Origin of the sequence: Flavobacterium sp. HJJ, from assembly GCF_015351475.1 — a bacterium.
Classification (GTDB): domain Bacteria; phylum Bacteroidota; class Bacteroidia; order Flavobacteriales; family Flavobacteriaceae; genus Flavobacterium; species Flavobacterium marginilacus.
Genome location: NZ_JADKPR010000026.1, coordinates 20,348 through 46,379 on the forward strand (window position 1 = coordinate 20,348; position 26,032 = coordinate 46,379).

The window sequence follows — 26,032 nt, forward strand, 5'->3', positions numbered from 1 at the left end:
ATTTGTTTCATCGAATTAAATCTAATAAAAATGAAAAAGATATTTATAATAAACGGAGGTCAGAAATTTGGCCATTCAGGTGGAAAATTTAATCGGACAATTGCAAATGCAACTGCAGAATTTTTTCTAAATAATAAAGATTTTGAAGTAAGAAGTACAGATGTAAACGATGAATATGATCCTGCTCAAGAAGTAGAAAAATTTGTCTGGGCAGATGTTATCATTTATCATACGCCGATTTGGTGGTTTCAATTGCCACATGCTTTCAAGAAATATATAGATGTTGTTTTCACCGAAGGTCATGATAATGGTATTTACAAAAGTGATGGGCGTTCCTCTAAAAATCCTGCAGTCAATTACGGAACAGGAGGACTGCTGCATGGCAGAAAATACATGGTAACTTCATCTTGGAATGCGCCGAAGGAAGCTTTTACACTGCCAGGAGAATTCTTTGGAGAAACAAGCGTTGATGATGGAGTATTATTTGGTTTCCACAGAATGAATACTTTTACAGGAATGGAGCCATTGGAAAGCTTACATTTCCATGATGTCATGAAAGGAGCTAATTTAAACAGCGATTTAGAGATGTATAGAAATCATTTAACGGAAGTTTTTTTGAACTAATTATGGAAATAAATTTGACGGTAATTATTAAAAGTAAATCTGAAAAGAGAGAAGAATTGAAAACAATTTTACTGAATTTGGTAGAGAATTCCAGAAAAGAAGCTGCCTGTCTACAATATGATCTGCATCAAAATATAGAAAATCCTAATGTTTTTATTTTTCATGAGATTTGGGAAAATAAAGAAGGATTGGATCTGCATATGAAACAATTATATTTCGTAAAATTTAGTGAGGTTTCTGATCTGTATTTAGATGGGGAAATGACAGTTTATAGCACTTCAAAATTAGTATAGCCATAAAAAAACAGCCACTGAATTTTCAGTGGCTGTTTATAAATTATTATTGAACGTGATTTATATTTCATTCGTCTTTTTTGCAGTAAATACAAAATACAATCCAACTAGTATAAACGGAATACTCAGCCATTGTCCTGTTGATAATACGTTTCCTAAATCGCTTTCAAAGCCTCCCTGGCTCTCTTTTACCGATTCGACTACAATACGTACCGTGAATAAAAGAACTAAAAATAATCCAAATAAAAATCCTGATTTTTTTCTTGCATCTGTTTTCCAATAAAGGAAAAATAATGCGGCAAATACAAAGATATAACAGAATGCCTCATATAACTGCGCCGGATGCTTTGCGGGAACCTGTTGAAGTAAATTTGCAAATTGAGGATTAGTAGCAATAGCGTCGTAGGCATCTTTTGGTGTTGGAAGCTGGGTTGCATTGACTGCCTCTCTTGGACTAAATTGGTCTCTAACAAAACGAACTCCAAATGCAGATGTAGTTTCTTTACCTACGATTTCAGAATTGAAAAAATTTCCTAATCTTACAAAAATAGCACCGCTGGCACAAGGAATAACCACTCTGTCTAATATCCATAAAACAGGTTTGTGGAGTACTTTTTTGCTGAAAAAATACATCGCCGCGATAATTGAAATGGTAGCTCCGTGACTTGCCAGCCCTTGATATCCCGTAAATTGAAATTTGGGAGTGAAACGGAAAGGTAATATTATTTCGGCTAAATTGTTGCGGTAATATTCCCAGTCGTAAAAGAAAACGTGTCCCAAACGCGCACCGACCAAAGTAGCTAACACTGTCCAAACAAATAAAGAATCTAATTTATCGATGGAAATATTCTCTCTTTCAAAAATATGTTTCATGATATACCAGCCCAATCCAAAAGCGATTACAAACATCAGACTGTAATAGCGAATAATGAAAAAACCTAAGTCAATACCTTCAGAAGGATTCCAGATAATGTTTAAAGCGTGTGTCATTTATTTTTTATTTTTTTTGTGAAAATATTACTTTCATTTAAATCGATGTGTTAACAAAAAGGTAAGATTTTTATTTTTAATGATTATGCTTACATTCTTTGTTTTCTTTCTCCTTCTCCTTTGGAGAAGGCTGGGGAGAGGATGGCACCGGATCATAACCTTTTCCGCCCCAAGGATGACATCTCAATATTCTTCTTATACCCAAACAGCCTCCATAAAATAATCCGTGAATCTGCAAGGCCTGAATCATATAACTTGAACAAGTTGGTTCAAATCTGCAAGATGCAGGGGTGAAAGGCGAGATGGCTCCCTGATAAAACCGAACGAGTAAAATAAAAGGAGCTGTTAGAAATTTCATGATTTTTTGAAGTCAAAAATTGTTAATCAACAATCTAAAATCAATTTATACTAAAAGTTGTTCCTTCCTTTCCGTCTTTCAGCTGAATACCTAATGTTATTAATTGATCACGGATTTGGTCAGACATCGCAAAATCTTTATTGTCTCTTGCTTGTTTACGCATGCCGATAAGCATGTTCACGACACCTTCTAATTTATCGGTATTACCATTTGATTTTTCTTCTTCCAATCCCAAAACATCAAATACAAAAGCCTGCATCGTTATGGTAAATAGTTTCAAATCTGCTGGATTTAAAATTTCTTTTTCGTCTTTCAGTAAATTAATAAAACGAACGCCTTCAAATAAATGCGCAATAAGAATCGGAGTATTGAAATCATCATTCATCGCATCGTAGCACAATTGTTTCCAGCCAAAAATATCTAGTGAGCTGGTTTCTTTTGCCGAAATGCCTTTCAAAGTTTCCATCGCGTCCATCAGCCTTTTATATCCTTTTTCAGCAGCGATAATAGCTTCGTCAGAGAAATCAAGAATGCTACGGTAATGTGCCTGCATCATAAAGAATCGGGTAACTGATGCCGAAAATGCTTTGCTTAAAAAAGCATTGTCGCCAGTTAGAATTTCTCCCGGCAGAATATTATTTCCAGTTGATTTTGCCATTTTTTTACCGTTCAAAGTCAGCATATTGGCATGCATCCAGTAATTTACGGGAGTATGACCTGTGCAGGCTTCGTTTTGTGCAATTTCGCACTCATGATGCGGGAATTTCAAATCCATTCCGCCACCGTGAATATCAAAATGGTTTCCAAGGTATTTGGTGCTCATTGCTGTACATTCCAAATGCCAGCCTGGAAAACCGTCGCTCCAAGGCGAAGGCCAGCGCATGATATGCTGTGGTTCGGCTTTTTTCCAAAGTGCAAAATCCTGCGGGTTTCTTTTGTCCGACTGTCCGTCAAGATCACGGGTATTGGCAAGCATGTCTTCGATGTTTCGACCGCTTAATACACCGTAATTGTTAGTTTCATTGAATTTAACCACATCAAAATAAACTGATCCATTGGCCACATAGCCAATTCCTTTATCGATAATGGTTTTTATGATTTCGATTTGCTCGATAATATGTCCGGTTGCTGTTGGTTCGATACTTGGAGGTAAAAAGTTAAAAGCATTCAGGATATCATGAAAATCTACAGTATATCTCTGAACCACTTCCATCGGTTCCAATTGTTCCAAACGCGCTTTTTTGGCAATTTTGTCCTCGCCTTCATCTACATCGTCTACAATATGTCCAACATCAGTAATGTTTCGAACATAGCGTACTTTATAATCCAAATGCTGTAAGTATCTAAAGATTACGTCAAAAGACATAAAAGTTCTCACATTCCCAAGATGCACATTGCTGTAAACTGTAGGCCCGCATACATACATCCCCACATTTCCTTCGTTGATTGGCGTAAATGTTTCTTTTTCTCCCGAAAGAGAATTGTATATTTTTAAGGTTTGGTTTTTGTATAATGGCATGGGTTTATTCCGTTTATTGTTTAATCGTTAAATTGTTTAATTGTTTAATCGTTGAATTGCTGATCTGAAAAACAATTCAACGATTAAATTTTTCCCCCTTGTGAGAGGTAGTATTTTTTTAAGCTATTAATTTGATTGCAAATTTTTTCAAGTTTTTCTCTACAAAGTAAATATTCTTCTTCGGTAATATAATTAAGGTCTTTTGAAATTATTAAATGATTTAATGTTTCTGTTGCTGAAGAATATGAAATTGTCAGGAAGTGAGCTTTATCTTTATTTGTGTTTCTGGAAGTTCCTTCAGCTATGTTAGTTGCAATAGATGACGAACTTCTTTTTATTTGAGACGTAATGCCATAAATTTCACTGGATGGAAAATTGTTAGTCAGTTTGTAAATTGTCAAAACAAATTCTTTGGAATTTTGCCAAACTTCAAGCTTCTCGAATGAAAAAATATACATACTTTAATCCGATTTAACAATTAAACAAATTAAACGATTAAACAATATTTAAAATTTAGTTTCCAATTTAATATAATCCAAAAACTCTCTTTTTGTTTGCGGATCTTTGAATTTTCCACCAAATTCAGAAGTTACCGTACTGCTTTCGATATCTTTGATTCCTCTAGAATTCACGCAAAGGTGTTTCGCATCAATAACGCAGGCAACATCTTCAGTCCCTAAGGCCTGCTGAAGCTCCTGAACAATCTGCATTGTCAAACGTTCCTGAACTTGAGGTCTCTTAGCATAATGTTCTACGATTCGGTTCATTTTTGAAAGACCAATAACCCTTCCGCTCGAAATGTAAGCCACATGTGCTCTTCCGATAATTGGTAATAAATGATGTTCGCAGGTAGAGTAAAGCGTAATGTTTTTTTCAACCAGCATTTCGCCGTATTTGTAGTTGTTCTCAAAAGTCGAAGCTTTTGGTTTTTTATCAGGATTCAATCCTCCAAAAATTTCTTTTACAAACATTTTGGCAACACGATTTGGAGTTCCTTTAAGGCTGTCGTCCGTTAAATCCATTCCCAGCGTCAAAAGGATATTTTCGACGTCTTTTTTTATTTTTTCAATCTTTTCGTCATCTGTAATCGCAAAAGCATCGTCTCTTACAGGGTTTTTAGCATTTGTACTAATATGATTGTTTCCTATTTCGTCTTGAAATTCTTCGTTGTTTATCATTAAAAGGTACTGTTATTATGATTGTCTATTTTTGAGGGGTAAAGATAATTAATAAAAAGGAAACATTTTCTATCAATTTCGGCTTTTAATTCTATCAATTTCGGCTTTTAATTCTATCAATAAACAGCCGTTTATTATTGTCTTTAGGAGCAGAACATTTTGCATTTATAGAAGCATTCCTCCCGCTTTTCGTTACAATCTTGTGGGCTGAACCCCAGCCCACAAGGATTTCCACTGCAATCAGGGCTAAATAACAACATTTTTGTTTCATCAGAAATAAAAATCAAGAACTGAAATAACATTCTGTGATTCAGACCTAACAGGTTTTTAAAACCTGTTAGGTCTCTGACGAAAAGCTAAACTTTATCCATTAATTGCGTTTTACCATTCCAATATTCCGCAATCTTGTCATTCCGTAGGAATCTCAGGTTGGTTACTCACGTCGCGTGAGATTGCTTCGCCAATTTGGTCTCGCTGGTGTCCTACGGAATGACAATCTTACGTAAATAATTTGCGAATTTGCGGTAAAACCTGTTTATTACAAAACAAAAAAGCAATACCGTTACTGATATTGCTTTTTTAAATATTTTAGAATTTTTTTCTATTTCGAATTGTAAACAGCAATCGCCTCTTTCAAAATCTGAACAGCATTAATCAAATCTTCTTTTTTCAAAACATAAGCGATACGAACCTGATTCAAACCAACGCCCGGAGTTGAATAAAATCCTGCAGCAGGAGCAATCATTACTGTTTCACCGTTCAGTTCGTATTTTTCCAAAAGCCATTGTGCAAAATCATCTGCATTATCAATAGGCAGCTGCGCAATACAGTAAAAAGAAGCTTTCGGAGTCTTAACGATTACGCCGTCTATTTTGTTCAATTCGCTGATTAAAATATCTCTTCGTTCCTTGTATTCAACGATTACTTCATCAAAATAACTTTGAGGCGTGTCAATAGCGGCTTCGCAGGCGATTTGTTCGATTGTAGGGGGGCATAAACGAGCCTGTGCAAATTTCATAGCGGCAGCGATAACTTCTCTGTTCTTAGTAACCATACAGCCAATACGTGCGCCGCACATGCTGTATCTTTTGGAAACAGAATCAATCATGATCACATTCTGCTCGATTCCTTTCAGGTTCATTACCGAAAAGTGGTGATCTCTTTCATCATAGATAAATTCACGATACACTTCGTCGGCAATCAAAAATAAATCGTGTTTTTTAACCAATTCTCCCAGCTGTTTAATTTCGGATTCCGAATATAAATAGCCTGTTGGGTTATTTGGGTTACAGATTAAGATTGCTTTTGATTTTGGCGTAATCGCTTTTTCAAATTCTTCAATCGTTGGCAGTGTAAATCCGCTTTCGATATTCGAAATTACAGGAACCACTTTTGCGCTTGACTCTTCCGAAAAGGCACTGTAATTGGCATAAAAAGGCTCAGGAATGATAACTTCATCTCCTGGATCCATGATACTTCCAAGAGCGAATAAAAGTGCTTCAGAACCTCCTGTTGTTATCATTATATCTTCGTAACCAACTTTTACATCTTGTTTAGTGTAAAATTTGGCCAGTTTTTTTCGGTAGCTTTCGTATCCGGCTGAAGGACCGTACTCGATGATAGCTAAATCTATATTTTTAATAGCATTGATTGCAACTTCCGGACTCTTTATATCGGGTTGTCCAATGTTTAAATGATAAACCTTATGACCCTTTTTTTTAGCTTGGTCAGCATAAGGAGCCAATTTTCGGATTGGCGATTCCGGCATTCTCCGGCCTCTGATTGAAATTTCAGGCATGATTATAAATTTGAGGTGCAAATTTGCAATTTATTTTCCATAATAACTGTAAACAATATGTCTATTTTGTTGTTTTTGATACATTATTATTGTATAATTGGGTAACAATATAGAAATATAACTAAATGAAGAAAAAAAGTGTATTTTTTCTTTTATTACTGACAATAATGCCTGTTTTTGCTCAGGAGGGTTTTGTATTTGATAAAGGAATTGAGAAAGTTACTGTTCCAATAGTTTTAATTAATAATTTAGTTTTTATACCTATAAAAGTAAATGGAGTAGAACTGAACTTTCTTTTGGATACAGGAGTTGAGGAAACTATTCTTTTTAGTTTGGAAGATAATCCGGAGGTTAGTTTTTTTAATTCCGAAAAAATAAGTCTGCGTGGTCTGGGAAGCGAAGAAGCCATTGAAGGATTGAAAACAACCAATAATATTCTGGAATTAGACGGGGTTAAAGCAACCCGACAGCTTATTTACGTAATTCTCGACCAGAGTTTCAATCTTTCTTCGCAAATAGGCGTTCCAGTAAATGGAATTATAGGATATCAGTTTTTTAGAGAGAATTTGGTTCGTATTGATTATGCGAATAAAAAAGTTATCGTTTATAAAAATCTTGAAGCAAATCGGAAAAAAATAGAGAAAAGATTTGACAGGGTGTCAATCACAATTGAAAAATATAAACCTTATATAGTAGGAACAGTTGATATTGAGAACTCTAAAGTTCAGACTAAAATGTTATTGGATACCGGAAACAGCGATTCGGTATGGCTTTTTCAAAATTTATCGAGTGAAATTAAAGTCCCGTCTAAAAATTTTGATGATTTTTTAGGGAAAGGTTTTAGCGGTGAAATTGAAGGGAAAAGAGCCAGAGTTGCTAGTTATTCATTTGGGAATTATATTTTTAAGTCACCAATTGTAGCTTTCCCAGATTCTAGTTCTATAAAAAATGTTCGTATGGTTAAAGATCGGGCAGGATCGCTTGGGGGAGAAATATTGAAGCGTTTTTCGGTGGTTTTCGATTATAAAAACGAAAGCCTTTTTTTGAAGAAAAATTCAGGTTTTGGCGAACCTTTTAGTTATAATAAAAGCGGTATCGAAATAAAACACAATGGAATACAGTGGGTGAAAGAAACTGTCAAGCTGGAGACAGTGCCTTTGTCTGGCAGTGTCAGTTTTAATAGTGAGGGAAGAAATATCACGAATGATTTTAAATATAAATTTGAGCTCAAACCAATTTATGAAATAGCTAATGTTCGAAAAAATTCGCCAGCGGCAAAAAGCGGTCTTCAGACTGGAGATATAATTATTACGATTAATAAAGTGCCGGTTTATCATTATTCATTGCAAAAGCTAAATGAATTGTTTAAATCGGAAGAGGATAAAAAGTTTTATATGGAGGTTGAAAGAAAAGGTAAGCCTTTTAAATTTTCATTTCATTTGACAGATGATTTGTAAAAAAAAAACGCTTTTAAAAGCGTTTTTTTTGTAAATAGGTTGTCTAGTTTGTAAGGACTTCTCCTTTAATTTTGAGAGGAACACGGCCACCGTCATAATTTACGGCATTAGTTTCCAGTGTAATGGTTTTGCGTATCGGACCTGGCACCATATTGTATTTTATTTCAATTTTGTCTGATTTTCCAGGAGCAATAGGCTGATTAGGTTTGTACAGTATAGTGAAACTGGCAGTAGACTGGATTCCGGTTATGCTTAATGGTGCATCGCCGTTATTGGTAAATGTAAAGTTCCGGATTCCATTATCGGAAGACTTATTTACTTGTCCGTAATCAATAGTGTTGTTAGATTGCTGTATTTCAATCTTAGGACCATTTTGAGCAAATCCTATATAGCTTATAAAAAGCAGGACGATAAGTGCTGTAATTTTTTTCATTTTCTTTGGTTTTTTAGTAGGTATAGTAAATGTACTACCTTATTAATTAATGCACAATTTTTTATTTCGCTTTTTATACTGTGCTTAATTATTTACTTTTGCCGTTATATATAACATCAAAAATCAAACCAAAGCTTTTGCTGTTGATTTGTTTGACCGTTTTAATCGTCAATTTGATTTGAAACACGATTAAACGAATCAACAATTCAACGAATCAACAATTCAACGAATCCACATAAAAAATGACAATTCCTGCACAATTTGACGCTAAAACTATTGAAAATAAATGGTATGATTACTGGATGAAGAATAATTATTTTCATTCGGAGCCAGACCATAGAATACCTTATTCTATTGTAATTCCGCCTCCCAATGTGACTGGAGTATTGCACATGGGACACATGCTTAATAATACTATTCAAGATGTTTTAATTAGAAGAGCACGTTTGAAAGGTTTTAATGCTTGCTGGGTACCTGGAACTGATCACGCTTCGATTGCAACAGAGGCAAAAGTAGTTGCCAAATTAAAATCGGAAGGAATCAATAAATCGGATTTGACCCGTGAGGAGTTTTTAAAACACGCTTACGATTGGACAGATAAATACGGAGGAACAATCTTAGAACAGTTGAAACAATTGGGATGTTCCTGCGATTGGGAAAGAACCAAATTCACGATGGATCCAGATATGTCGGCATCTGTAATTAAATCTTTTGTGGATTTATACAACAAAGGATTGATTTACCGTGGTTACCGAATGGTAAACTGGGATCCGGAAGCCAAAACCACTTTATCTGACGAAGAAGTTATTTACGAAGAACAACAGGGGAAATTATTTTTCCTAAAATATAAAATCGAAGGTTCAGAAGATTTCTTGACTGTCGCAACAACTCGTCCGGAAACTATTTTTGGAGATACTGCCATTTGCATTAATCCAAATGACGAACGTTTCACTCATTTGAAAGGAAAGAAAGCGATTGTGCCAATTTGCGGTCGTGTTATTCCAATTATCGAAGATGAATATGTAGATGTTGAGTTTGGAACAGGCTGTTTGAAAGTAACTCCTGCACATGATGTAAATGATAAAACGTTAGGGGAGAAGCACAATCTTGAAATCATTGACATTTTCAATGAAGATGCTACTTTGAACAGTTTTGGATTGCATTACCAAGGGAAAGATCGTTTTGTGGTTCGTACTGAAATTGCCAAAGAACTGGAAGCAAATGGTGATTTGGCAAAAACTGAAATACATTTGAATAAAGTAGGAACTTCTGAAAGAACAAAAGCGGTAATCGAACCACGTTTGTCTGATCAGTGGTTTTTGAAAATGGATGATTTGGTAAAACCAGCTATTAAATCGGTTTTGGAAACAGGAGATATTAAATTACACCCAAAACGTTTTGACAACACTTATGCACATTGGTTAAATAATATCCGTGATTGGAATATCTCCCGTCAATTGTGGTGGGGACAACAAATTCCTGCTTATTATTATGGAGATGGAAAAGAGGATTTCGTAGTTGCAGAATCCATAGAAGATGCTTTGGTTTTAGCCAAAGAAAGAACCAACAACCAACAACTAACAACCGACAACCTTACTCAAGACGCCGATGCTCTCGACACTTGGTTCTCTTCTTGGTTATGGCCAATGTCAGTTTTTGGCGGTATTATGGATCCTGAAAACGAAGATTATAAATACTATTATCCAACCAATGATTTGGTAACGGGTCCGGATATTTTGTTTTTCTGGGTGGCTAGAATGATTATTGCAGGTTATGAATATGCAGGAGAAAAACCATTCTCGAATGTGTATTTAACAGGTTTGGTTCGTGACAAACAAAGACGTAAAATGTCTAAATCTTTAGGGAATTCACCGGAACCGTTGGAATTAATAGAGAAATTTGGAGCCGATGGAGTTCGTGTTGGATTGCTTTTGAGTGCTTCTGCAGGGAATGATATTATGTTTGACGAAGAATTGTGTAATCAAGGAAAAGGATTCACAAATAAAATCTGGAATGCTTTCAAATTGATTAAAGGATGGGAAGTTTCAGATTCAATTCCACAGCCGGAATCTTCAAAAGTGGCGATTGAATGGTACGAAGCCAAATTACAGCAGACACTTTTGGAAATCGAGGATAATTTCGAAAAATATAGAATTTCTGATGCCTTGATGGGAATTTACAAATTGGTTTGGGACGATTTCTGTTCTTGGTTTTTGGAAATGATAAAACCAGCTTACCAACAGCCGATTGACAGCGTTACTTTTGCGAAAGCAATAGAAATGCTGGAAAATAATTTGAAATTATTACATCCATTTATGCCATTTTTGACAGAAGAAATTTGGCAGCATATTGCAGAAAGAACTCCTGAAGAAGCTTTAATTGTTTCAACTTGGCCAGAATTGAAACCGTTCGATGCCAAATTAATTACTGATTTTGAAAATTCAATCGAGGTGATTTCGGGAATAAGAACCATTCGTAAGGACAAAAATATTCCGTTCAAGGATACAATTGAATTGAAAGTAGTAAACAATGACAAAGCTTCTGCTTATTTTGATTCGGTTGTGACCAAATTGGGGAATATTACTTCATTGGAATATGTTTCGGATAAAGTGGACGGAGCGTTGTCTTTCCGTGTGAAATCAAATGAATATTTCATTCCGATTACCGGAAATATTGATGTTGAAGCCGAAATAACAAAGCTGACTGAAGAGTTAACTTATATTCAAGGATTCTTGAAATCGGTGCAGGTGAAGCTGTCAAACGAAAAGTTTGTAGCCAATGCCAAACCTGAAATCATCGAAAACGAACGCAAAAAAGAAGCTGATGCGCTTTCTAAAATTGCTACGATTGAGCAGAGTCTGGCTGGATTGAAATAAGTAAATTATCATTAAAAAATGAATCCCAATTCTGATACAATTTCAGAATTGGGATTTTTTGTTTTCAGTCAAAAAAATGGTTTTATTTCTTGATTTAGTGTTTTGAAATTATATAATTTTAGTACGATTTTTACACTTTGATAAAATCCCTGTTTCTAATGAGAAAAATTGTTTTGTTTGCCTTTGTTTCTGTTTTGTTTTTGTCTTGTTCCAAAAAAGAAAATAAAGTAGAAAATGTTGAAAGAGCTTTTTATTACTGGAAAAGCAATACTTCTTTTGATGATGAATCCATTGAGAAAATTAACAAATTGCAGGTCAAAAAAGTCTATGTCAAATTTTTTGAAGTAGATTATAATGAAACGATGGGCAATTTTCCGTATGAAAAAAATAGGCCAAGAGAGTATGAATTCCGCAAGTTAGATTCGTTAACTATTGTACCTGCAGTTTTTATTAAAAACGAAATATTTCAATACAATACTGAAAAATCGCTGGACAAATTAGCAGATAATATTGTTTTTCTGATTGACAAATACCATAAAGATTACAGTGATAAAAACATTTTTGAGTATTCGGAAATTCAGATTGACTGCGATTGGACTAAATCGACCAAGGAGAAGTATTTCTATTTGCTGAAAAAAATAAAAGAATTATCCAATAAGGAAATCAGCTGTACTCTTCGCCTTTATCCTTATAAATATCCAGATATTATGGGAGTTCCGCCTGTGGACAAAGCGATGCTGATGTGTTATAATCTTATAAAGCCTTTGTCCCAAAAAGATAAAAACTCTATTTTGGACATTGCCGAATTGGAATCCTATTTAAATGAAAGGCGCAGTTATCCTATGCATTTAGATGTAGCTTTACCCGTATTTTATTGGACGCAATGGTATGAAAACAATCGTTTTTCGGGATTGTTAAATATGAATTCGTCAGATATTGCCGGATTTACAAAACCAGTCAAGCCATTGTGGTACGAGGTGACAAAAGACAGCACTTATCAATATGACACTTTTTTCAAAAAAGGAGACCAAATAAAATGCGAAGAAGTGAGTGCAGAAACAATCAGTAAGGCAATTTCGATAATAAAAAAGAATGTAGAATTAGATTCCAATGCAACTATTTCTTTATTCCATTTAGATGACAGCACTTTTAAAAAATACAGTAATGAAGAGATTTCTAGTTTTTATAGTTCTTTTAGTAAGTAGTTTTTACAAGGGAATCGCATGTGGTTATTCGCCTTATGGTGAGGATATTCGGTATTGTTTGTTAAGACCCGAATATTTCAAATATTCACACTATAAGGCATTTTACTATAATGCTAATCTATGGGGATTTGATTATGATCTAAATCCAAATAGTTACAAAACTAGTGTGGAAGCCAATATTTTGGATTGGTATAATTTTGCCAATAGAAAGGTTAGTATTGAATCTATTGAAGATTTTAATAACAATTTGACGCTGACTGATATTAACCCCAAATGCAATAATGATTTTATCCAATATCTTTATAAAAACAATAAAAAAGATGCGATTGCCTATTTGAAAACAGCAAAGAACTGTGAAATCATTAATGGTTTTTTCGAACAGGATGTTTGGGAAAGAAATGAGGCTGTGAATACAAATAAGAGAGGTGATTTTCTGGATAAATTAGTTAGAATTACACAACAAGAACACAATCCCTATTTTAAACGCAAATATGCTTTTTTGACGACGCGACTGGCTTATTATTCTGGAAAAACGGATGTTATAAAAACTGTTTTTGAGGATAATTTCAATGGAAACAAAAAAGATTATCTATATTATTGGAGTTTGTTTTTCTATAATTTTACAAAATCAGGTGGTGAATCTATGCTGAATACAGCTAACTTAATGGCTGACAGTCCTGAAAAAACATACGCTAGTTATTATTATTTTCACGATGGATTTAAAATTTCAGAAGCTTTAAAGCTTGCCAGAAGCAAAGAGGAAATTGCTAATGTTTATGCGTATGCTTCTGTTCAAAAAGTAGATAAGAATCTAGATTATCTAAAAGAAATTTATAAAAATAATCCAAAATCAGAGATTCTTGGTTTTTTGCTTTTGCGCGAGATAAATAAAATTGAAGATTGGGTTTATACACCTTATTATTCCAATTATTCGCCTTCAACGCAATTTGATTATTGGAGTGAAGATAATGATAAAATTACTACTGAAATATTAAGAGACCGTTCTGAAAAAGACCGATTCTATGCTCTGGAAGTTTTGGATTTTGTAGAATCAATTGATTTGAAAGCGATACAAAACCCTTTGGTTTGGGAAGCTTCTCAAATTAATCTGCTGTTTATGACCCGAAAATATGATGATTGTTTACAACAAATAGCTTCATTTGAAAAAAAGTTTAAAAACGATAAGTCTTTAGAAGAGATTGAAAAAATAAAAGCACTTTGTATTACGGCGAATCAAGAAAATGGGAAAGCAATTATCAAGCCTGAGATCCAAAATGTGATTTTGAAATACAAAAAAGACGAGCGTTTTATTTTTGCTTTGGGAAGAGAATTGGAATTTAAAGGAAATATTACTGATGGAATTGCTTTGATCTCCTTATTGGAATCAAATTTTGATAATGGTTATGATATTAGCGATGTTGAATGGCAAGGCAACCGCATCCAGACCTCGGGGAATTTGGAAGTGTTTTATACTTATTTTGACTATTTGGATTTTGTTTATTCGGCTAAGGATCTACAGACTATTGTCAATAAATTGAAAACAGGAAATTTAAGCCAATTCGAAAAAGCTATTTATGCCAAATTGCTTAAGGATAGAGATTATTTGAAGGATTTGTTGGGAACAAAATACATTCGGGAAAATCAATTGGGTAATGCTTTAATTACTTTTAAATCAATAGATGAAAGATACTGGGAAGATAATTACAATGCTTGGGAAAGAGGGAATTATGGCGAAGATTATACTTTTGACCAGAATCCGTTTTATGATTTTAAATATACTGAAAACTTTATTGAACATAAAGAAAGGTTTTTTGTTACCAAACTTTCCATCACTGAACATTTGATAAAATACACTAATCTAGCCAATAATCCGAAAATCAAAGATAGAGATTATTACTATTTTCTTTTGGCAAACTGTTATTACAATATGTCAGATTATGGTAATTCATGGATGATGCGCCGTTATTCCAGCAGTACTTCTTATTTTGACCAAAACTATGAAAATGAGTCCTATATAGACGAAATAGAATATCGAAATAAACTCAAGGCAGTAGCCTATTACAGATTAGCTTTTCAAAATGCCAAAACAGCAAAATTCAAAGCGCTTTGTCTGAGGATGATGGATTATGCAGAAGAGAATGTATATAGTGATTCAAAAAGGGTTGCCACACAATTTCCGGAATATAGTGGTGATTTGTCGGGTTGTGAAAATCTAGCAGACTATTTTAAATCCAGAAGGTAAAAAAATCCCAATTCTGAAATTTTTCGGAATTGGGATTTTTTATTTGTCGGAGTAATGTCCCATTGCTGAAACTACATAAACTGTGACGATATCTTCATCAACTTTATAAACCAATCGGTCTTTTTGATTTATTCTTCTTGACCAATAATCACTAAATTGATGTTTTAGTTTTTCGGGTTTACCAATTCCTTGATAGGGTGTGTTCTCAAGTTCAAGTATTATTTTTCGAATAGTGTTTATGTTTGATTTATTGCCGGATTTAAAATGTTTAGCCAAATCTTTTTCGGCTTCTTGGGTTATTTCAATCCTAAACTTCCCCATACATCATTCGGATCAATAGTTTTGGTTTTTCCCTCTTTTATGTTTTTTTCGGCCTTCATTATTTTTTCAACAAATTCAGGGGCGTATGTGCTTTCTTCATTTATTTCCACACCTTTATTTGTAAGCGATAATAATTTTGCCAGTTCAAGCAATGCTTTGCCTGCCTTTGTACGCTCATTAATGGTTATGGTTGTCATGGTTTTATTTTTTGATAATTACAAAGATACAAAAAAAATTTGTCCAGATTTTGGACAAAACTTTTTCCACTTTAAAAGAAAATCCCAATTCTGATACTATTTCAGAATTGGGATTTTTTATGTTTTACAAATTCGCTTTAATTTTTTCGATTACCTCGGTATATTCGGCATCGGTTAAATACGTTTTCTGTGGGTTCATTTCGAATACCGTTCCAAAGGCGTAACCTTCTTTGTATTTTGGTACGATGTGAACGTGCAGGTGGGATAAAGTGTCGCTATAGGCACCATAATTAACTTTGTCTGGATTAAAAGCTTTTGCAATTGCTCTTCCAACATTGGCAACATCTTCAAAGAATAAATTGCGCTGTTCGTCGCTTAACTCATAAAGCTCAACACCATGATCTTTATAAACTACGTTACATCGTCCAGAATACGATTGTTCTTTGAAAAGGAAAAGCTGTGATACTTTTAAATCGCCTATTTTAATCATTAATTGGTTTAAAGTGTCATTGTTTTGGCAATACAGGCATTCTGAAACTGGAGATGGCATATTTATTTTGGGTTTGTTAGTTAAATTTAAAATGAATCCTGTAAAAGTAGTTCTTATTCTTAAAAACAAAAACTTTTTCTGTATTTCAAAATGATGAAAGGAACAGAAAAAGTTTTGAAAAAAAAATAAAAAGCTTAACTAACAGTATTTTTTAAAATTTGTATTTTAAACTTGCCATTACTTGGCGGGGAGCAATTGGGTTTATACTGTAATTTTCGTGTACCGTATAATTCAGCTCGTTTGTAATGTTTGATAATTTAACTAATGCAGACCATTTTTTCCAAGTATAACCAGTTGAAACATCAATAGTTGTGTATGCATCGATAGGGAATTCTCTATGGTTTATTCCATCAGGTTTAGTGCTGTCGTATTGGTCATTCCAGCCTCCTAAACGGTCACCGATATAGTTTCCAATAGCTCCGAATGACATTCCTTTTAATATACCGCTTGGCAATGTATAGAAGAAACTTAAATTGGCTGTATTTGCAGGAGTTCTTACCAAACGGTCTCCTTCGATGTTACTTCCGTTTAAACCAGATGTTTTAACATAACGCATGTCGTTATAACTATATCCAGCAATGATGCTTAAACCTTCAATTGGTCTGGCTGTAATATCTACTTCTACACCTTTACTTTTAGTTTCACCATTTAAAGTTTTGATGTTAGTGTTAGAGTTTGGATTTCCATTTGCATCAAATTCGGCTGTCTGTGCTAAATTGCTATTGGTAATCTGATAAACAGTAACATTTGTGCTAAATACTCCTTTCCAGAAATCTTTTTTGATACCTGCCTCATATTGGTCAATGATTGAAGGCTCAATTGGCTGTCCATCTACAGTTGTTCCTGTATTTGGTGTAAACGAGTTAGAATAACTAGCAAATAATGACATGTCTTTTGTAGGCTGATATACTAATCCAACTTTTGGTGAAAAAGCATTATCTAATTTTTTAGGAGCTGTACTAGGAACTCCATCCTGTGGGTTTCCTGCACCTGTAGCTGTTTCTTTGTAAGTAGTAGCTTCAGCTTCCTGCCAAGACCAGCGAAGACCAGCTAGTACTTTAATTTTTTCGGTAACAGAAATCAAATCTTGAAAATAGGCTCCAAAACGATTAGTTTTTGTGTCTACTATTTGAGTTGCTCTGGCATTTGGTTCGTCATTTCTTTGAGTGCTAGGATCAAAAGTATAAAGATTGATAGTATCATAAGTTGTTGATGGAAATGCATAAGTATATGCTGTAGCAAATGAGTTTTCCCAATCAGCACCTGTAAATAACTGGTGTTTGATACTTCCTGTATTGAAAGTTCCCTGTAAACTTAATTGTTCCCCAAGTATTTCTTCTAAGTTTTTATTTTGTACCAATCCTCTAGCCCAATCACCGTTTGCTTTTACACCAGTTAATTGGTTGGTAGATTTTGATGTTCTGTCATAATTTTGGAAAGAAGAATTGAAATTCAATTTCCAGTTTTTGTTAAAATCATGGTTTAATAAGGCAGAAGCACTAGAAGATTTTGTTTTTCCAGTAGACCAAAGTGATCCGTAAAAGTTATTACGCGGTACATCAACAATTGTAGAAGTTGTCGTAGTTGTAATAGCTCCTGTTCCAAAGTCCGGTGTCCAATCGGCATCCAGATAATCTCCCTGAACCGTTATTTGGGTTTTGTCACTTACATTAAAAAGTAAAGACGGGTTAACATAAAAACGTTCATTTTTTACCACATCTCTATAACTTTCTGAATTTTCGTAAGAACCATTAATTCTGTAAGCTATGAATTTATTTAAAGGACCATAGAAATCTATAGATGGCTTGTAGTAAGCATAACTTCCGGCCTGCATTGAAATTTCTCCGCCACTTTTGAAAGATGGGGTTTTTGTTACTAAGTTTAAGATTCCTCCCGGGGCAACGTTTCCGTATAATAAAGCAGAGCCGCCTTTAAGAAACTCAACTTTATCCAATCCTGAAACATCAGGGATTGAACCTGCATTGTAGCGGAAGCCATTTTTAAACATATTGTTGGCCGTCATGTCATATCCTCTTGAGAAAAATGATTCCTGAGCACCCCCGCGTGCAGAACCTACATAAACACCATTGGCGTTTTTTAATACTTCGCTTAAGCGGATGGCCTGCTGCTGTTCGATAACTTCTCCTCCAATTACCTGTACACTTTGAGGTGTATCCATTGGTTTTAATCCAGAACGTAAAGCGGTTACTGGTTTTGGCTGTTTATTTCCAGTTACTATAACTTCTTTTAATTGCTGGCCTTTTTTCTTTACTGTATCATTAACTGATTTTATACTGTCGGAAGCAAAATAGTAAAGGCTGTTATCTTTTGTGCTGTTTGAATTACTTGCAACGTCTTGGGCTTGACTGTTTAGACAGAATGCTAAGAGCGTTAGGGGGAGAAAAATATATTTCATGTCTTTTATTTGGAATAATTAAAAATAACAGTGCAAATATAAAACCTAAATTTAGATGTGACAACTTATTTAGACTAAATATTAATAATATTTTAATAAGTTTTTAACTATTTGAAATTCAGTTTTTTAATTGTATTTTTCTATGTATTTTTGAATTTATTTGAAGTCTTTTTAGAATGAAATCAGCCATTTTGAAGCTTTTGAAGGGAGAAAAAACCTCCTTCAAAAGACTAATGATAATTTTTTTCATTTTGTTTTTTTGTTAAAAAAGGCTTCCAAATTTTTATTTTACTTCTAAGAGTCTTTTAGCTTCTATGTTATTTGGCGAAAACTGTATTGCTTTTTCATAGGAAAGTCTGGCTTGTGATTTTTCTCCTTTATTTTCATAAGCTTTGCCAAGACTTAAATAGACATTACTGCTGTTCGGATAATACTTTTTTGTCATCATAAAAAAAGCCAGTGCGGCATCAGTTTGCTTTTTTTCAAGACAAAAGTTTCCCATCCAATCCAGATAGCTTTCTGTTGGAAAAAATGTAAAACCGGTTTGTTTCGAAAGTTTTGCGAACTGCTGTTCTACTAAAGCTGGATTTTGAACTGCTTCTTTTACCTGTACCAAATGCTCTTTGAAAATAAACCGCAAACCGTCATATTCAGCCGGAATGGGTATCGTTCCGTGGTCCTCGTTTTCATAATATTTAAATGCCCAGCGGAGATTTTTAGGGTCTTTAGAAGTTAATAGTTTTTCAAATTTTCTGATTCCTCTTGCCATATCGGTTGTTGTGTCCTGCGGGATACTTATTTTATTGGCCATAGCCACATAAATACTGCGGTTTTCAAAATCCTTTTTGTTGAAAATGGAATCCGTTTTTTTGATCATGATTTCATTATCCCACCAAAGACTTGGATCTATAATAGTGTATGCATTGAACAGTTTGGTATGATGCAGCAGAATGTTTACAGCTGTCAGTCCGCCAAAAGAATGTCCGTTCAATATATTATAGCCAGATGTTCTGTAATGGGAATCGATGTAAGGATGCAGTTCAGTTTCCAAAAAGGAAATGAAATTTTTATTACCGCAGCTCTGCTGAAAAAACTTTTTATCTTTATCAAAAAAAGCCTGTCGGTTACCTTCCGTCGGCGTTAAATCTCGTGTACGGTTGGTATTGGTAATTCCTACGACAATCATTTGCGGAATCACAGCATAAGGTCCTTTTGCTAATGACTGCTGAATTCCTGTAAACGAATGGAAATTGTTCTCGGCATCTAATAAATAAACGACAGGATACTTTGCAGGCGCAAATTTTTTATTGTTGTAATCAGGTGGGAGATAAATCCAAAATTCGCGTTCTTCGTTTAAGGTTTTGGAAAAAATATGATGTTTGCTTCCAATATTTATGCTATCCTGCGAAAATGAATTTGTTAAATAAAATAGAAGGAATAGAAAGGAAAATATTTTTTTCATTGTGATTTTTTTAATTGGTTTGTCAGGTGCTGTTTTAGCACTATAATTGACTTTCGACTTTATGACTTGCAGCTTTCGACTTATTATTACGTCCGTACCAGATTATAAAGCCAGTAACGGGTAAGGCAGTACAAATTAGTCCGATGAATAAAGTCAGTGTTTTTCCAATCCAGCCAGCCCAAAAACCAATATGAAGATTCATTGTCCAGTCATCGATTTCAAGACCGTTCATTACTTTTACAGGGATTTCCATTTCCTGTCCTGTATAGCGGTTGATAGTGAAAGTTTTTCCGTTTTCGACACCTTTCAGTCCAATGTTTTTGGCGGTAACGGCATATAAAGCGGTAATGCTGTCTTTTGTAGCAACTGATAATTTGACTTGTTCTATGCTTTCATCTTTCGAAAATAATTTTTGGATGATAGGATTTATCGGAGCAAATGTTTTGGTGCTGTCATATTCCGGTTTGATATCGCGAAATAAAGAATAGGCTTTTGGAGTTCCTCCCAATATTTTGTGAGTGGCATTGCCTAATGGTTTATTGACAATAATTAACCCTGTTATGGTTATTAGTAAAGCTGGCAATAAATTGTAAAAGCCGGGAACATTGTGCAAATCATAATTCAATCTCTTGAAGCTGGCTTTCCATTTTATGGCAAAACTTTGTTTTTTGGTTGACTTATTCCATTTTTTTGGCCACCAAAGAATAAGGCCGGTAATAAGTTCTATCAGGAAAATCCAAACTGAAATTTCAACAATCAGATTACCGGATTTACCAAATGGGATGTGACCGCTGTGAATATGTGCAATAACATAGAAAAAATCATAAGCTTTGCCAGAATCCAGAACTTTGCCAGTGTAAGGATCAATCCATGAAAATTGTAAATCCCGTTCTTTGGTAGAAGAAGCTAGTTTGATGGTTCTTTCGGGATCTCTGTAAATGATGTAATAACTTGCTTTTCTTTCGGGGTTCTGCTGTTTGAATGCCTTTAGAATTTCTTCAGGTGAAAGTTTTTGCGCTTTTACTTCTGAAACATATAATGAATCATAAGCCAAACCATCAATAATGTCATCACAATAAATGAATAAGACTCCTGTGAGCGCTACAATAAATACGATTATTCCGGAACTGAGACCTAACCATAAATGAAGCCAATGATTGAGTCTGCTCCATTTGCTTTTCTGCTTGGATTTTTTTTCTGTTTGTTTTTTTTGAGGATTATTTGTCATACTGCAAAACGTAATAAAACAAGTTGTCAACCCTAATTATAAGGTTGACAGCTCGTTTAAAAATTGAAATAATTAGAACTTGTAGGTAAGGTTTGCTGCTAATTGTCTTGTAGGCATCATTGTAGCCCAGTAATCAGAAGACCAATAATCTTTGTTGGCAATGTTATTCAATTTTAAACCAATTCTGAATTTTGGTTTTTCGTAGAAAACTGTCGCATCCATTATGGTATACCCGTTTACGGTAAATGTATTAGTATCATTTGCAAAACTGTCACTTTGCGTATTTCCTCCAAAACCAAAGCCAAATCCTTTTACTTTTCCGTCCAGTATTTTGTAGCTCAGCCAAAGGTTAGCGACATTTTTTGGTGCTGAATATGGTGTTTTCCCTTTTGAAGATCCAGATGTAAATTCGCTTTCATTGTATCCATATCCCATAATTATATGGAAACCTCTAAACGGATTAGCAATCAAATCGGCTTCAAAACCTTTGCTTCTCTGCGTACCGTCCTGTACAGAATACAAAGAGTTATTAGGGTCTGTACGTACTTTGTCTTTCACCTGAATGTCATAATAACTTAGGGTTCCGTTTAGTTTTCCGCTTAACAATTCCAGTTTTACACCGCCTTCCAGCTGATTTGCTTCTTCCGGTTTGAATTCAATTGGTGCTGCAGGATTAGATGTTAAGCCCGCTCCAACATTACTGAATCCGTTCATGTAGTTTCCGAAAACAGAAACTTTCTCTTTTATTATCTGATAAATTAAACCCAATTTTGGTGAAACTGCATTTTGGTTATAATTGGCAATTTTATTTTCGTTGTGATCCCAGCGGACACTCGCCATTCCAATTAATTTATCGGTAAAATTCACAACATCGGATACATAAGCGCTTGTTGTTCTTAGATCTCTATTGTTTACAGTACTTGGAGCCGGCATAGTTGCAATCATCTGTTTATATTTTTCCATATTGATGAATGGAGCGCTGCCGTTTATTGGTGTCAAAGGATTTCCCGCAGATGCATCATAGGAGTTAATCGTCCATCTGTTGTCATTGGTGCTGATATAAGTATAATCTAATCCAAGTAAAAGACGGTTTTTGATGTTTCCAATATTGAAAGTTCCAACAAAATTCTGCTGCAGCTGGCTGGTTTTGAAAACACTGTTGATATTCATTAATCTGCGCTGTAACAAAGGCTTTGTTGCTGCTGAAGCTGGTGTATTTATCAGCAGAAACAAATAATTGGCTTTATTATCTGTAAATGCATTAGAAAAATTAGTCTGTGAAATCCATTGATCCGATAATTTGTAAGCTGCTCTCGCAAAAACATTGGTATTTTTAGCTTCGGATTGTAAATCGTCTGTGGTGTATGATTTTTTAAAATCAAAATTCAAATCATTAAAGCTTTTGTATCCAGATGTTACTGGATTTAAATTTCCTAAACCAATGTAGCTGGCATTTCGGCTTCCGTTGTACATTTCTACGTCAAAATCAAAAGTCAAGCGGTCACTTACTTTATATTGAAATGAAGGAGCAATGATAAAGGTTTTGCTTTTGCCATAATCCTGCCATGTTTTTTGGTTGTCCAAAGCAGCATTTATTCTGAAAAGCATTGTTTTATCATCGTTAAGAGCCGTATTAAAATCAATGGTTGTACGGCTTAATGCCCAGCTTCCTGTAGTGTAGCTCACTTCTACTCTGGTAGCTTCAAAAGGTTTTTTGGTAACTCTGTTTACAAGTCCGCCATAAGTGGTTAATGCAGAGCCAAATAAAGTAGCTGACGGCCCTTTGATAACTTCAATGCTTTCTAAGTTAACCGGATCACTCATCGTTACCCAGTTAGTGTTCATTCCGTTACGGATAGAACCTGCCGCCGATGCACCGCTAAAACCTCGCATTCTTAAACTTAATCCAACACCTCCTGAACCCACACTTTGAGTAACATTGCTCAATCCGGGAGCTGTACTGAGTGCGCTTCTAAAGTCAACTGCGATTTGTTCCTGAAAAAGTTCTTTTGGAACAACGGTGTAAACCTGCGGATTTTCAAGATTGCTGATAGGAAGTCTTGACACATATTCACTTTTCTTTTCGGCAAATTTCTTAGCAGCCGAAACTACAACAACTTCATTTAACTGTTTTAATGAAGTCTCCAGCTGAAAGTCAGCGGTTGTTACTTCATTGGTAGTTACAATTATTTCCTTGATTGAGGGCTGATGCTGCACCGTATTTATTTGAAGCTGATATTTCCCTGTTGGAACCTTATTAAAAATATAATTTCCATTCGCATCAGAAGTTGTTGATTTTTTTAATTCCTGTATGGTAATGGTAACAGCTTCTCCAACTTTATCGTCGGATGTAGTTACTGTTCCTCTGATTGTTCCGATATTTTGCTGTGCAAATGTATTTGTAGAAGCAAGAATAAGAAGCAGAATAATTATTTTGAATAAGGGCAGTAATGATTTTTTGATAATAATCATGATTATTGTTATTTAGATTAATTAAAAATTAATAATTTTACGCAAAAGTAGTTTGTTAATGAAAACATAATTAACGCAATCAGTATTAATAGTAACGCAAAACGGATTTTATGAAAACAGAGATGAGAAGTGAAATATTTGAAGGGAACTCGGTTGTGATAAATGACCCGATTCAGTTCAATAAAGAGCATCTTGTCGAGAAGAAAATTGACTACAATCACAAAGGAGTCAGCGGAATTATTACCGATATTATGCTCAACGGAATTCATTTGACGATTCGGGAAATAACAATTCAGACTGAATCCTATTCTATCGAAATACAGCATGATTTTTCTTTTGTTAAACTACATATTGAAATAGAAGGAGATAATGAATACTGTCCTGAAAATCCATCTGAAAGAGGAATTTATATCCCGCATGGACATTACAATCTGTTTTATCTGCCGGTTATAAAAGGCGTTTTAAATTATCGTACTAAAAAACGTAAAACATTAGAAATTACTTTTACAGAAGACTATCTGGAACAATTATTTTATCCCAATTTAAAAACTGCCATCCCTTTATTGGCCGATGCCATAACGAATAAAACTGCCTACACTATGTGGGATTCGAGTAAAAGTATTTCACCAAAATTGTATGTCCTAATCGAAGATATCATCCAATGCAATTATACCGGAGCAATCAAAAAAGCTTTTTTGGAATCAAAAGTAGTAGAGATACTTTCGTATTTGTTTACTATTATAAATGAAGAAGAGAATACCAAAATCAGTGAAGATTTAAGTTCACAGGATTATCTGAAAATTGTTGCAGTAGAAAAGATTCTTAAAGAGCAGTTCAAAGAAAAGCACACGCTTGCGAGTATTGCTGCACAAGTTGGATTGAATGATTTTAAGCTGAAGAAATATTTTAAAATTGTTTATAATACTACGGTTTTTCATTATTTGGCGGAACTTCGTATGGATTATGCCAAACAATTAATAGCCGAAAAAGAGTATTCTGTCGCTTTAGTTTCAGAAGAATTAGGATATAAAAATCCGCAGCATTTTACAGTGGCTTTCAAAAAGGTTTTTGGGTATTTGCCAAGTAAATTAAAAGCGGAACATTAGAGCTTGGCTTTGATTTTTTTTATTTGGAAATTTTTTGATTTTACTACTTTGCCATTATCAGTAATCATTAGACAGCTGTAATCAGGGAATTTGTTAAGTAAAAGCAAACCTTCCTTTTGTCCTAAAATCATCAAGGAAGTACTCAATCCATTGGCGGTTTCGGCATTTGGACCAACAACAGTAACACTGCAGAGACCGGTTACTGGATAACCAGTTGACGGATTTATAATGTGGGAATAGCGTTTGCCGTTAAAAACAACAAATTTTTCATAAGATCCAGAAGTCGTAACCGCACCTTGTGACAGCGGAATTGCGCCTAATAATTCATCTGGATGAAATGGATTGGTAATGCCTATTTTCCAAGGTTTTCCGTTAGGCTGTTTTCCCCATATGCTCATATCGCCGGTGCCGTTTACAATTCCTGCCTTGATTCCTTTGGCAAGCATCATTTCCTTGCATTTATTGGTGGCATAACCTTCACCGAGTGCTCCGAAACCAATTTTCATCCCTTTTAATTTTAGGAAAATGGTTGAGTTGATGCTGTCCAGAATAATATTTTTGTAACCTACTTTTTCCACCGATTTTTTAATGGCTTCCGCCGAAGGCATTTTGGTCATGGATCCGTCGAATTTCCAGATTCTGTCCATAGCAGCGAAGCTGATATCAAAACCGCCATTGGTTATTTCTGAGAAATGAATGGCTCTTTTCGTCAGTTCAAAAACTTCTTTATCGACTTTTACAGGCTGAATTCCGGCATTTCTGTTTACTTCGGATATTTGAGTGCTGGGTTTCCAGTCGGAGATTAGGTATTCGATTCTCGAAATTTCAGTGATTACTTCATCAATACTTTGCTCTGCTGTTAATGAATCTTTGGCAACAATTGTAATGTCAAAACGCCCGCCCATAAGCATTGTGGCTCTCTTGCGGAGGACTTGGCTGTTGACGGTCTGGATTAGAAAAAACAGTGATAATAGTGCTGTAAAGTATTTTCTTTTCATAATGATTTTGTATTCTGCTTTGATTCGATTGCTCTGTTTCAGTATTTCTTTCCTTAAAGTTTGTCATTCATGGCAATATTGTGTAAAAATGAGTCAAATAAAGTTTTCAATTCTTTCGAACCCCTAATTTTAGACCTAACAGGTTTTTAAAACCTGTTAGGTCTAAAATACTGAATAACAATTAATTCCAAAAAAGCAAAAATGCCTGTCTTTAGCCCCGATCGAAGTGGAAATCCTTGTGGGCTGGGGTTCAGCCCACAAGATTGAAACGAAGAGCGGGACCCATGTTTCTAAAAATGCCCTATCTTT

At 34.7% G+C, this 26,032-nt stretch carries 21 protein-coding genes and 1 pseudogene; 7 read left to right on the forward strand and 15 right to left on the reverse strand.

The window, feature by feature from the left end; translation table 11 throughout:
* Positions 1 to 30 precede the first annotated feature (30 nt).
* The gene (locus IRZ80_RS17310; RefSeq protein WP_194642977.1) at positions 31 to 624 is read left to right on the forward strand and encodes an NAD(P)H-dependent oxidoreductase; all 594 of its coding nucleotides are present in this window, start codon (positions 31 to 33) and stop codon (positions 622 to 624) included.
* Positions 625 to 626: 2 nt separating this feature from the next.
* A complete protein-coding gene (locus tag IRZ80_RS17315; RefSeq protein ID WP_194642980.1) occupies positions 627 to 917 on the forward strand; it encodes a putative quinol monooxygenase in 291 nt (96 codons plus the stop codon).
* Positions 918 to 977: 60 nt separating this feature from the next.
* Here IRZ80_RS17315 and lgt read toward each other — a convergent pair whose 3' ends face one another.
* The 6 genes and pseudogenes from lgt to IRZ80_RS17345 all read right to left on the reverse strand — a co-directional run bounded on the left by lgt (position 978) and on the right by IRZ80_RS17345 (position 6,760).
* Positions 978 to 1,907, reverse strand: a complete 930-nt coding sequence (lgt, locus tag IRZ80_RS17320; RefSeq protein WP_194642982.1) for a prolipoprotein diacylglyceryl transferase — start codon at positions 1,905 to 1,907, stop codon at positions 978 to 980.
* Between the two features lie 142 nt (positions 1,908 to 2,049).
* Positions 2,050 to 2,265, reverse strand: a pseudogene (yidD, locus tag IRZ80_RS17325) (membrane protein insertion efficiency factor YidD); the annotation flags it as partial.
* 40 nt (positions 2,266 to 2,305) lie between these two features.
* Positions 2,306 to 3,784, reverse strand: coding sequence for a cysteine--tRNA ligase (gene cysS / locus IRZ80_RS17330; RefSeq protein WP_194642986.1), 1,479 nt, complete (start codon positions 3,782 to 3,784; stop codon positions 2,306 to 2,308).
* A gap of 83 nt (positions 3,785 to 3,867) precedes the next feature.
* Complete coding sequence (locus tag IRZ80_RS17335; protein ID WP_194642988.1) at positions 3,868 to 4,242, reverse strand: four helix bundle protein; 375 nt, start codon at positions 4,240 to 4,242, stop codon at positions 3,868 to 3,870.
* 48 nt (positions 4,243 to 4,290) lie between these two features.
* On the reverse strand, positions 4,291 to 4,962 hold the full coding sequence (gene folE / locus IRZ80_RS17340; RefSeq protein ID WP_194642990.1) for a GTP cyclohydrolase I FolE: 672 nt from the start codon (positions 4,960 to 4,962) through the stop codon (positions 4,291 to 4,293).
* Positions 4,963 to 5,563: 601 nt separating this feature from the next.
* Positions 5,564 to 6,760: a pyridoxal phosphate-dependent aminotransferase gene (locus tag IRZ80_RS17345; RefSeq protein WP_194642992.1), complete on the reverse strand. Its 1,197-nt coding sequence runs from the start codon at positions 6,758 to 6,760 to the stop codon at positions 5,564 to 5,566.
* Between the two features lie 125 nt (positions 6,761 to 6,885).
* Between IRZ80_RS17345 and IRZ80_RS17350 the strand changes: the two genes are divergently transcribed.
* On the forward strand, positions 6,886 to 8,217 hold the full coding sequence (locus IRZ80_RS17350) for a PDZ domain-containing protein (protein ID WP_194642994.1): 1,332 nt from the start codon (positions 6,886 to 6,888) through the stop codon (positions 8,215 to 8,217).
* Positions 8,218 to 8,260: 43 nt separating this feature from the next.
* Here the strand turns inward: IRZ80_RS17350 and IRZ80_RS17355 are convergent, their stop codons facing one another.
* A complete protein-coding gene (locus IRZ80_RS17355) occupies positions 8,261 to 8,650 on the reverse strand; it encodes a DUF1573 domain-containing protein (RefSeq protein ID WP_194642996.1) in 390 nt (129 codons plus the stop codon).
* A 242-nt stretch (positions 8,651 to 8,892) separates the two neighbouring features.
* Here IRZ80_RS17355 and IRZ80_RS17360 point away from each other — a divergent pair, with 242 nt between their 5' ends.
* From IRZ80_RS17360 to IRZ80_RS17370, 3 genes are all read left to right on the forward strand, one after another.
* Positions 8,893 to 11,526, forward strand: coding sequence for a valine--tRNA ligase (locus IRZ80_RS17360; RefSeq protein ID WP_194643005.1), 2,634 nt, complete (start codon positions 8,893 to 8,895; stop codon positions 11,524 to 11,526).
* A gap of 158 nt (positions 11,527 to 11,684) precedes the next feature.
* On the forward strand, positions 11,685 to 12,731 hold the full coding sequence (locus IRZ80_RS17365) for a hypothetical protein (RefSeq protein ID WP_194643007.1): 1,047 nt from the start codon (positions 11,685 to 11,687) through the stop codon (positions 12,729 to 12,731).
* The gene (locus tag IRZ80_RS17370) at positions 12,691 to 14,973 is read left to right on the forward strand and encodes a hypothetical protein (RefSeq protein WP_194643009.1); all 2,283 of its coding nucleotides are present in this window, start codon (positions 12,691 to 12,693) and stop codon (positions 14,971 to 14,973) included. The genes IRZ80_RS17365 and IRZ80_RS17370 overlap by 41 nt, the downstream gene beginning before the upstream one ends.
* Before the next feature lie 39 nt (positions 14,974 to 15,012).
* On the opposite strand, the gene IRZ80_RS17375 is transcribed toward IRZ80_RS17370, so the two are convergent.
* From IRZ80_RS17375 to IRZ80_RS17405, 7 genes are all read right to left on the reverse strand, one after another.
* Positions 15,013 to 15,294 carry a Txe/YoeB family addiction module toxin gene (locus IRZ80_RS17375; protein WP_194643011.1) on the reverse strand — a complete coding sequence of 94 codons (282 nt, stop codon included), beginning with the start codon at positions 15,292 to 15,294 and terminating at the stop codon, positions 15,013 to 15,015.
* A complete protein-coding gene (locus IRZ80_RS17380; protein ID WP_194643014.1) occupies positions 15,270 to 15,491 on the reverse strand; it encodes a DUF2683 family protein in 222 nt (73 codons plus the stop codon). The genes IRZ80_RS17375 and IRZ80_RS17380 overlap by 25 nt, the downstream gene beginning before the upstream one ends.
* 124 nt (positions 15,492 to 15,615) lie before the next feature.
* Positions 15,616 to 15,981 carry an HIT family protein gene (locus IRZ80_RS17385; RefSeq protein ID WP_228520942.1) on the reverse strand — a complete coding sequence of 122 codons (366 nt, stop codon included), beginning with the start codon at positions 15,979 to 15,981 and terminating at the stop codon, positions 15,616 to 15,618.
* Between the two features lie 211 nt (positions 15,982 to 16,192).
* Entirely contained in the window at positions 16,193 to 18,457 is a 2,265-nt protein-coding gene (locus tag IRZ80_RS17390) for a TonB-dependent siderophore receptor (RefSeq protein WP_194643017.1), read from the reverse strand.
* Between the two features lie 283 nt (positions 18,458 to 18,740).
* Positions 18,741 to 19,919 (reverse strand): alpha/beta hydrolase-fold protein, encoded by a 1,179-nt coding sequence (locus IRZ80_RS17395; protein ID WP_194643019.1) that lies wholly within the window; start codon positions 19,917 to 19,919, stop codon positions 18,741 to 18,743.
* A 40-nt stretch (positions 19,920 to 19,959) separates the two neighbouring features.
* Positions 19,960 to 21,147 (reverse strand): PepSY-associated TM helix domain-containing protein, encoded by a 1,188-nt coding sequence (locus tag IRZ80_RS17400; RefSeq protein ID WP_194643021.1) that lies wholly within the window; start codon positions 21,145 to 21,147, stop codon positions 19,960 to 19,962.
* Positions 21,148 to 21,219: 72 nt separating this feature from the next.
* Complete coding sequence (locus tag IRZ80_RS17405) at positions 21,220 to 23,619, reverse strand: TonB-dependent receptor (RefSeq protein WP_228520943.1); 2,400 nt, start codon at positions 23,617 to 23,619, stop codon at positions 21,220 to 21,222.
* Between the two features lie 110 nt (positions 23,620 to 23,729).
* Between IRZ80_RS17405 and IRZ80_RS17410 the strand changes: the two genes are divergently transcribed.
* Positions 23,730 to 24,725 (forward strand): helix-turn-helix domain-containing protein, encoded by a 996-nt coding sequence (locus tag IRZ80_RS17410; protein ID WP_194643023.1) that lies wholly within the window; start codon positions 23,730 to 23,732, stop codon positions 24,723 to 24,725.
* On the opposite strand, the gene IRZ80_RS17415 is transcribed toward IRZ80_RS17410, so the two are convergent.
* Entirely contained in the window at positions 24,722 to 25,723 is a 1,002-nt protein-coding gene (locus tag IRZ80_RS17415; RefSeq protein WP_194643025.1) for an FAD:protein FMN transferase, read from the reverse strand. The genes IRZ80_RS17410 and IRZ80_RS17415 overlap by 4 nt on opposite strands.
* Positions 25,724 to 26,032: the final 309 nt, after the last annotated feature.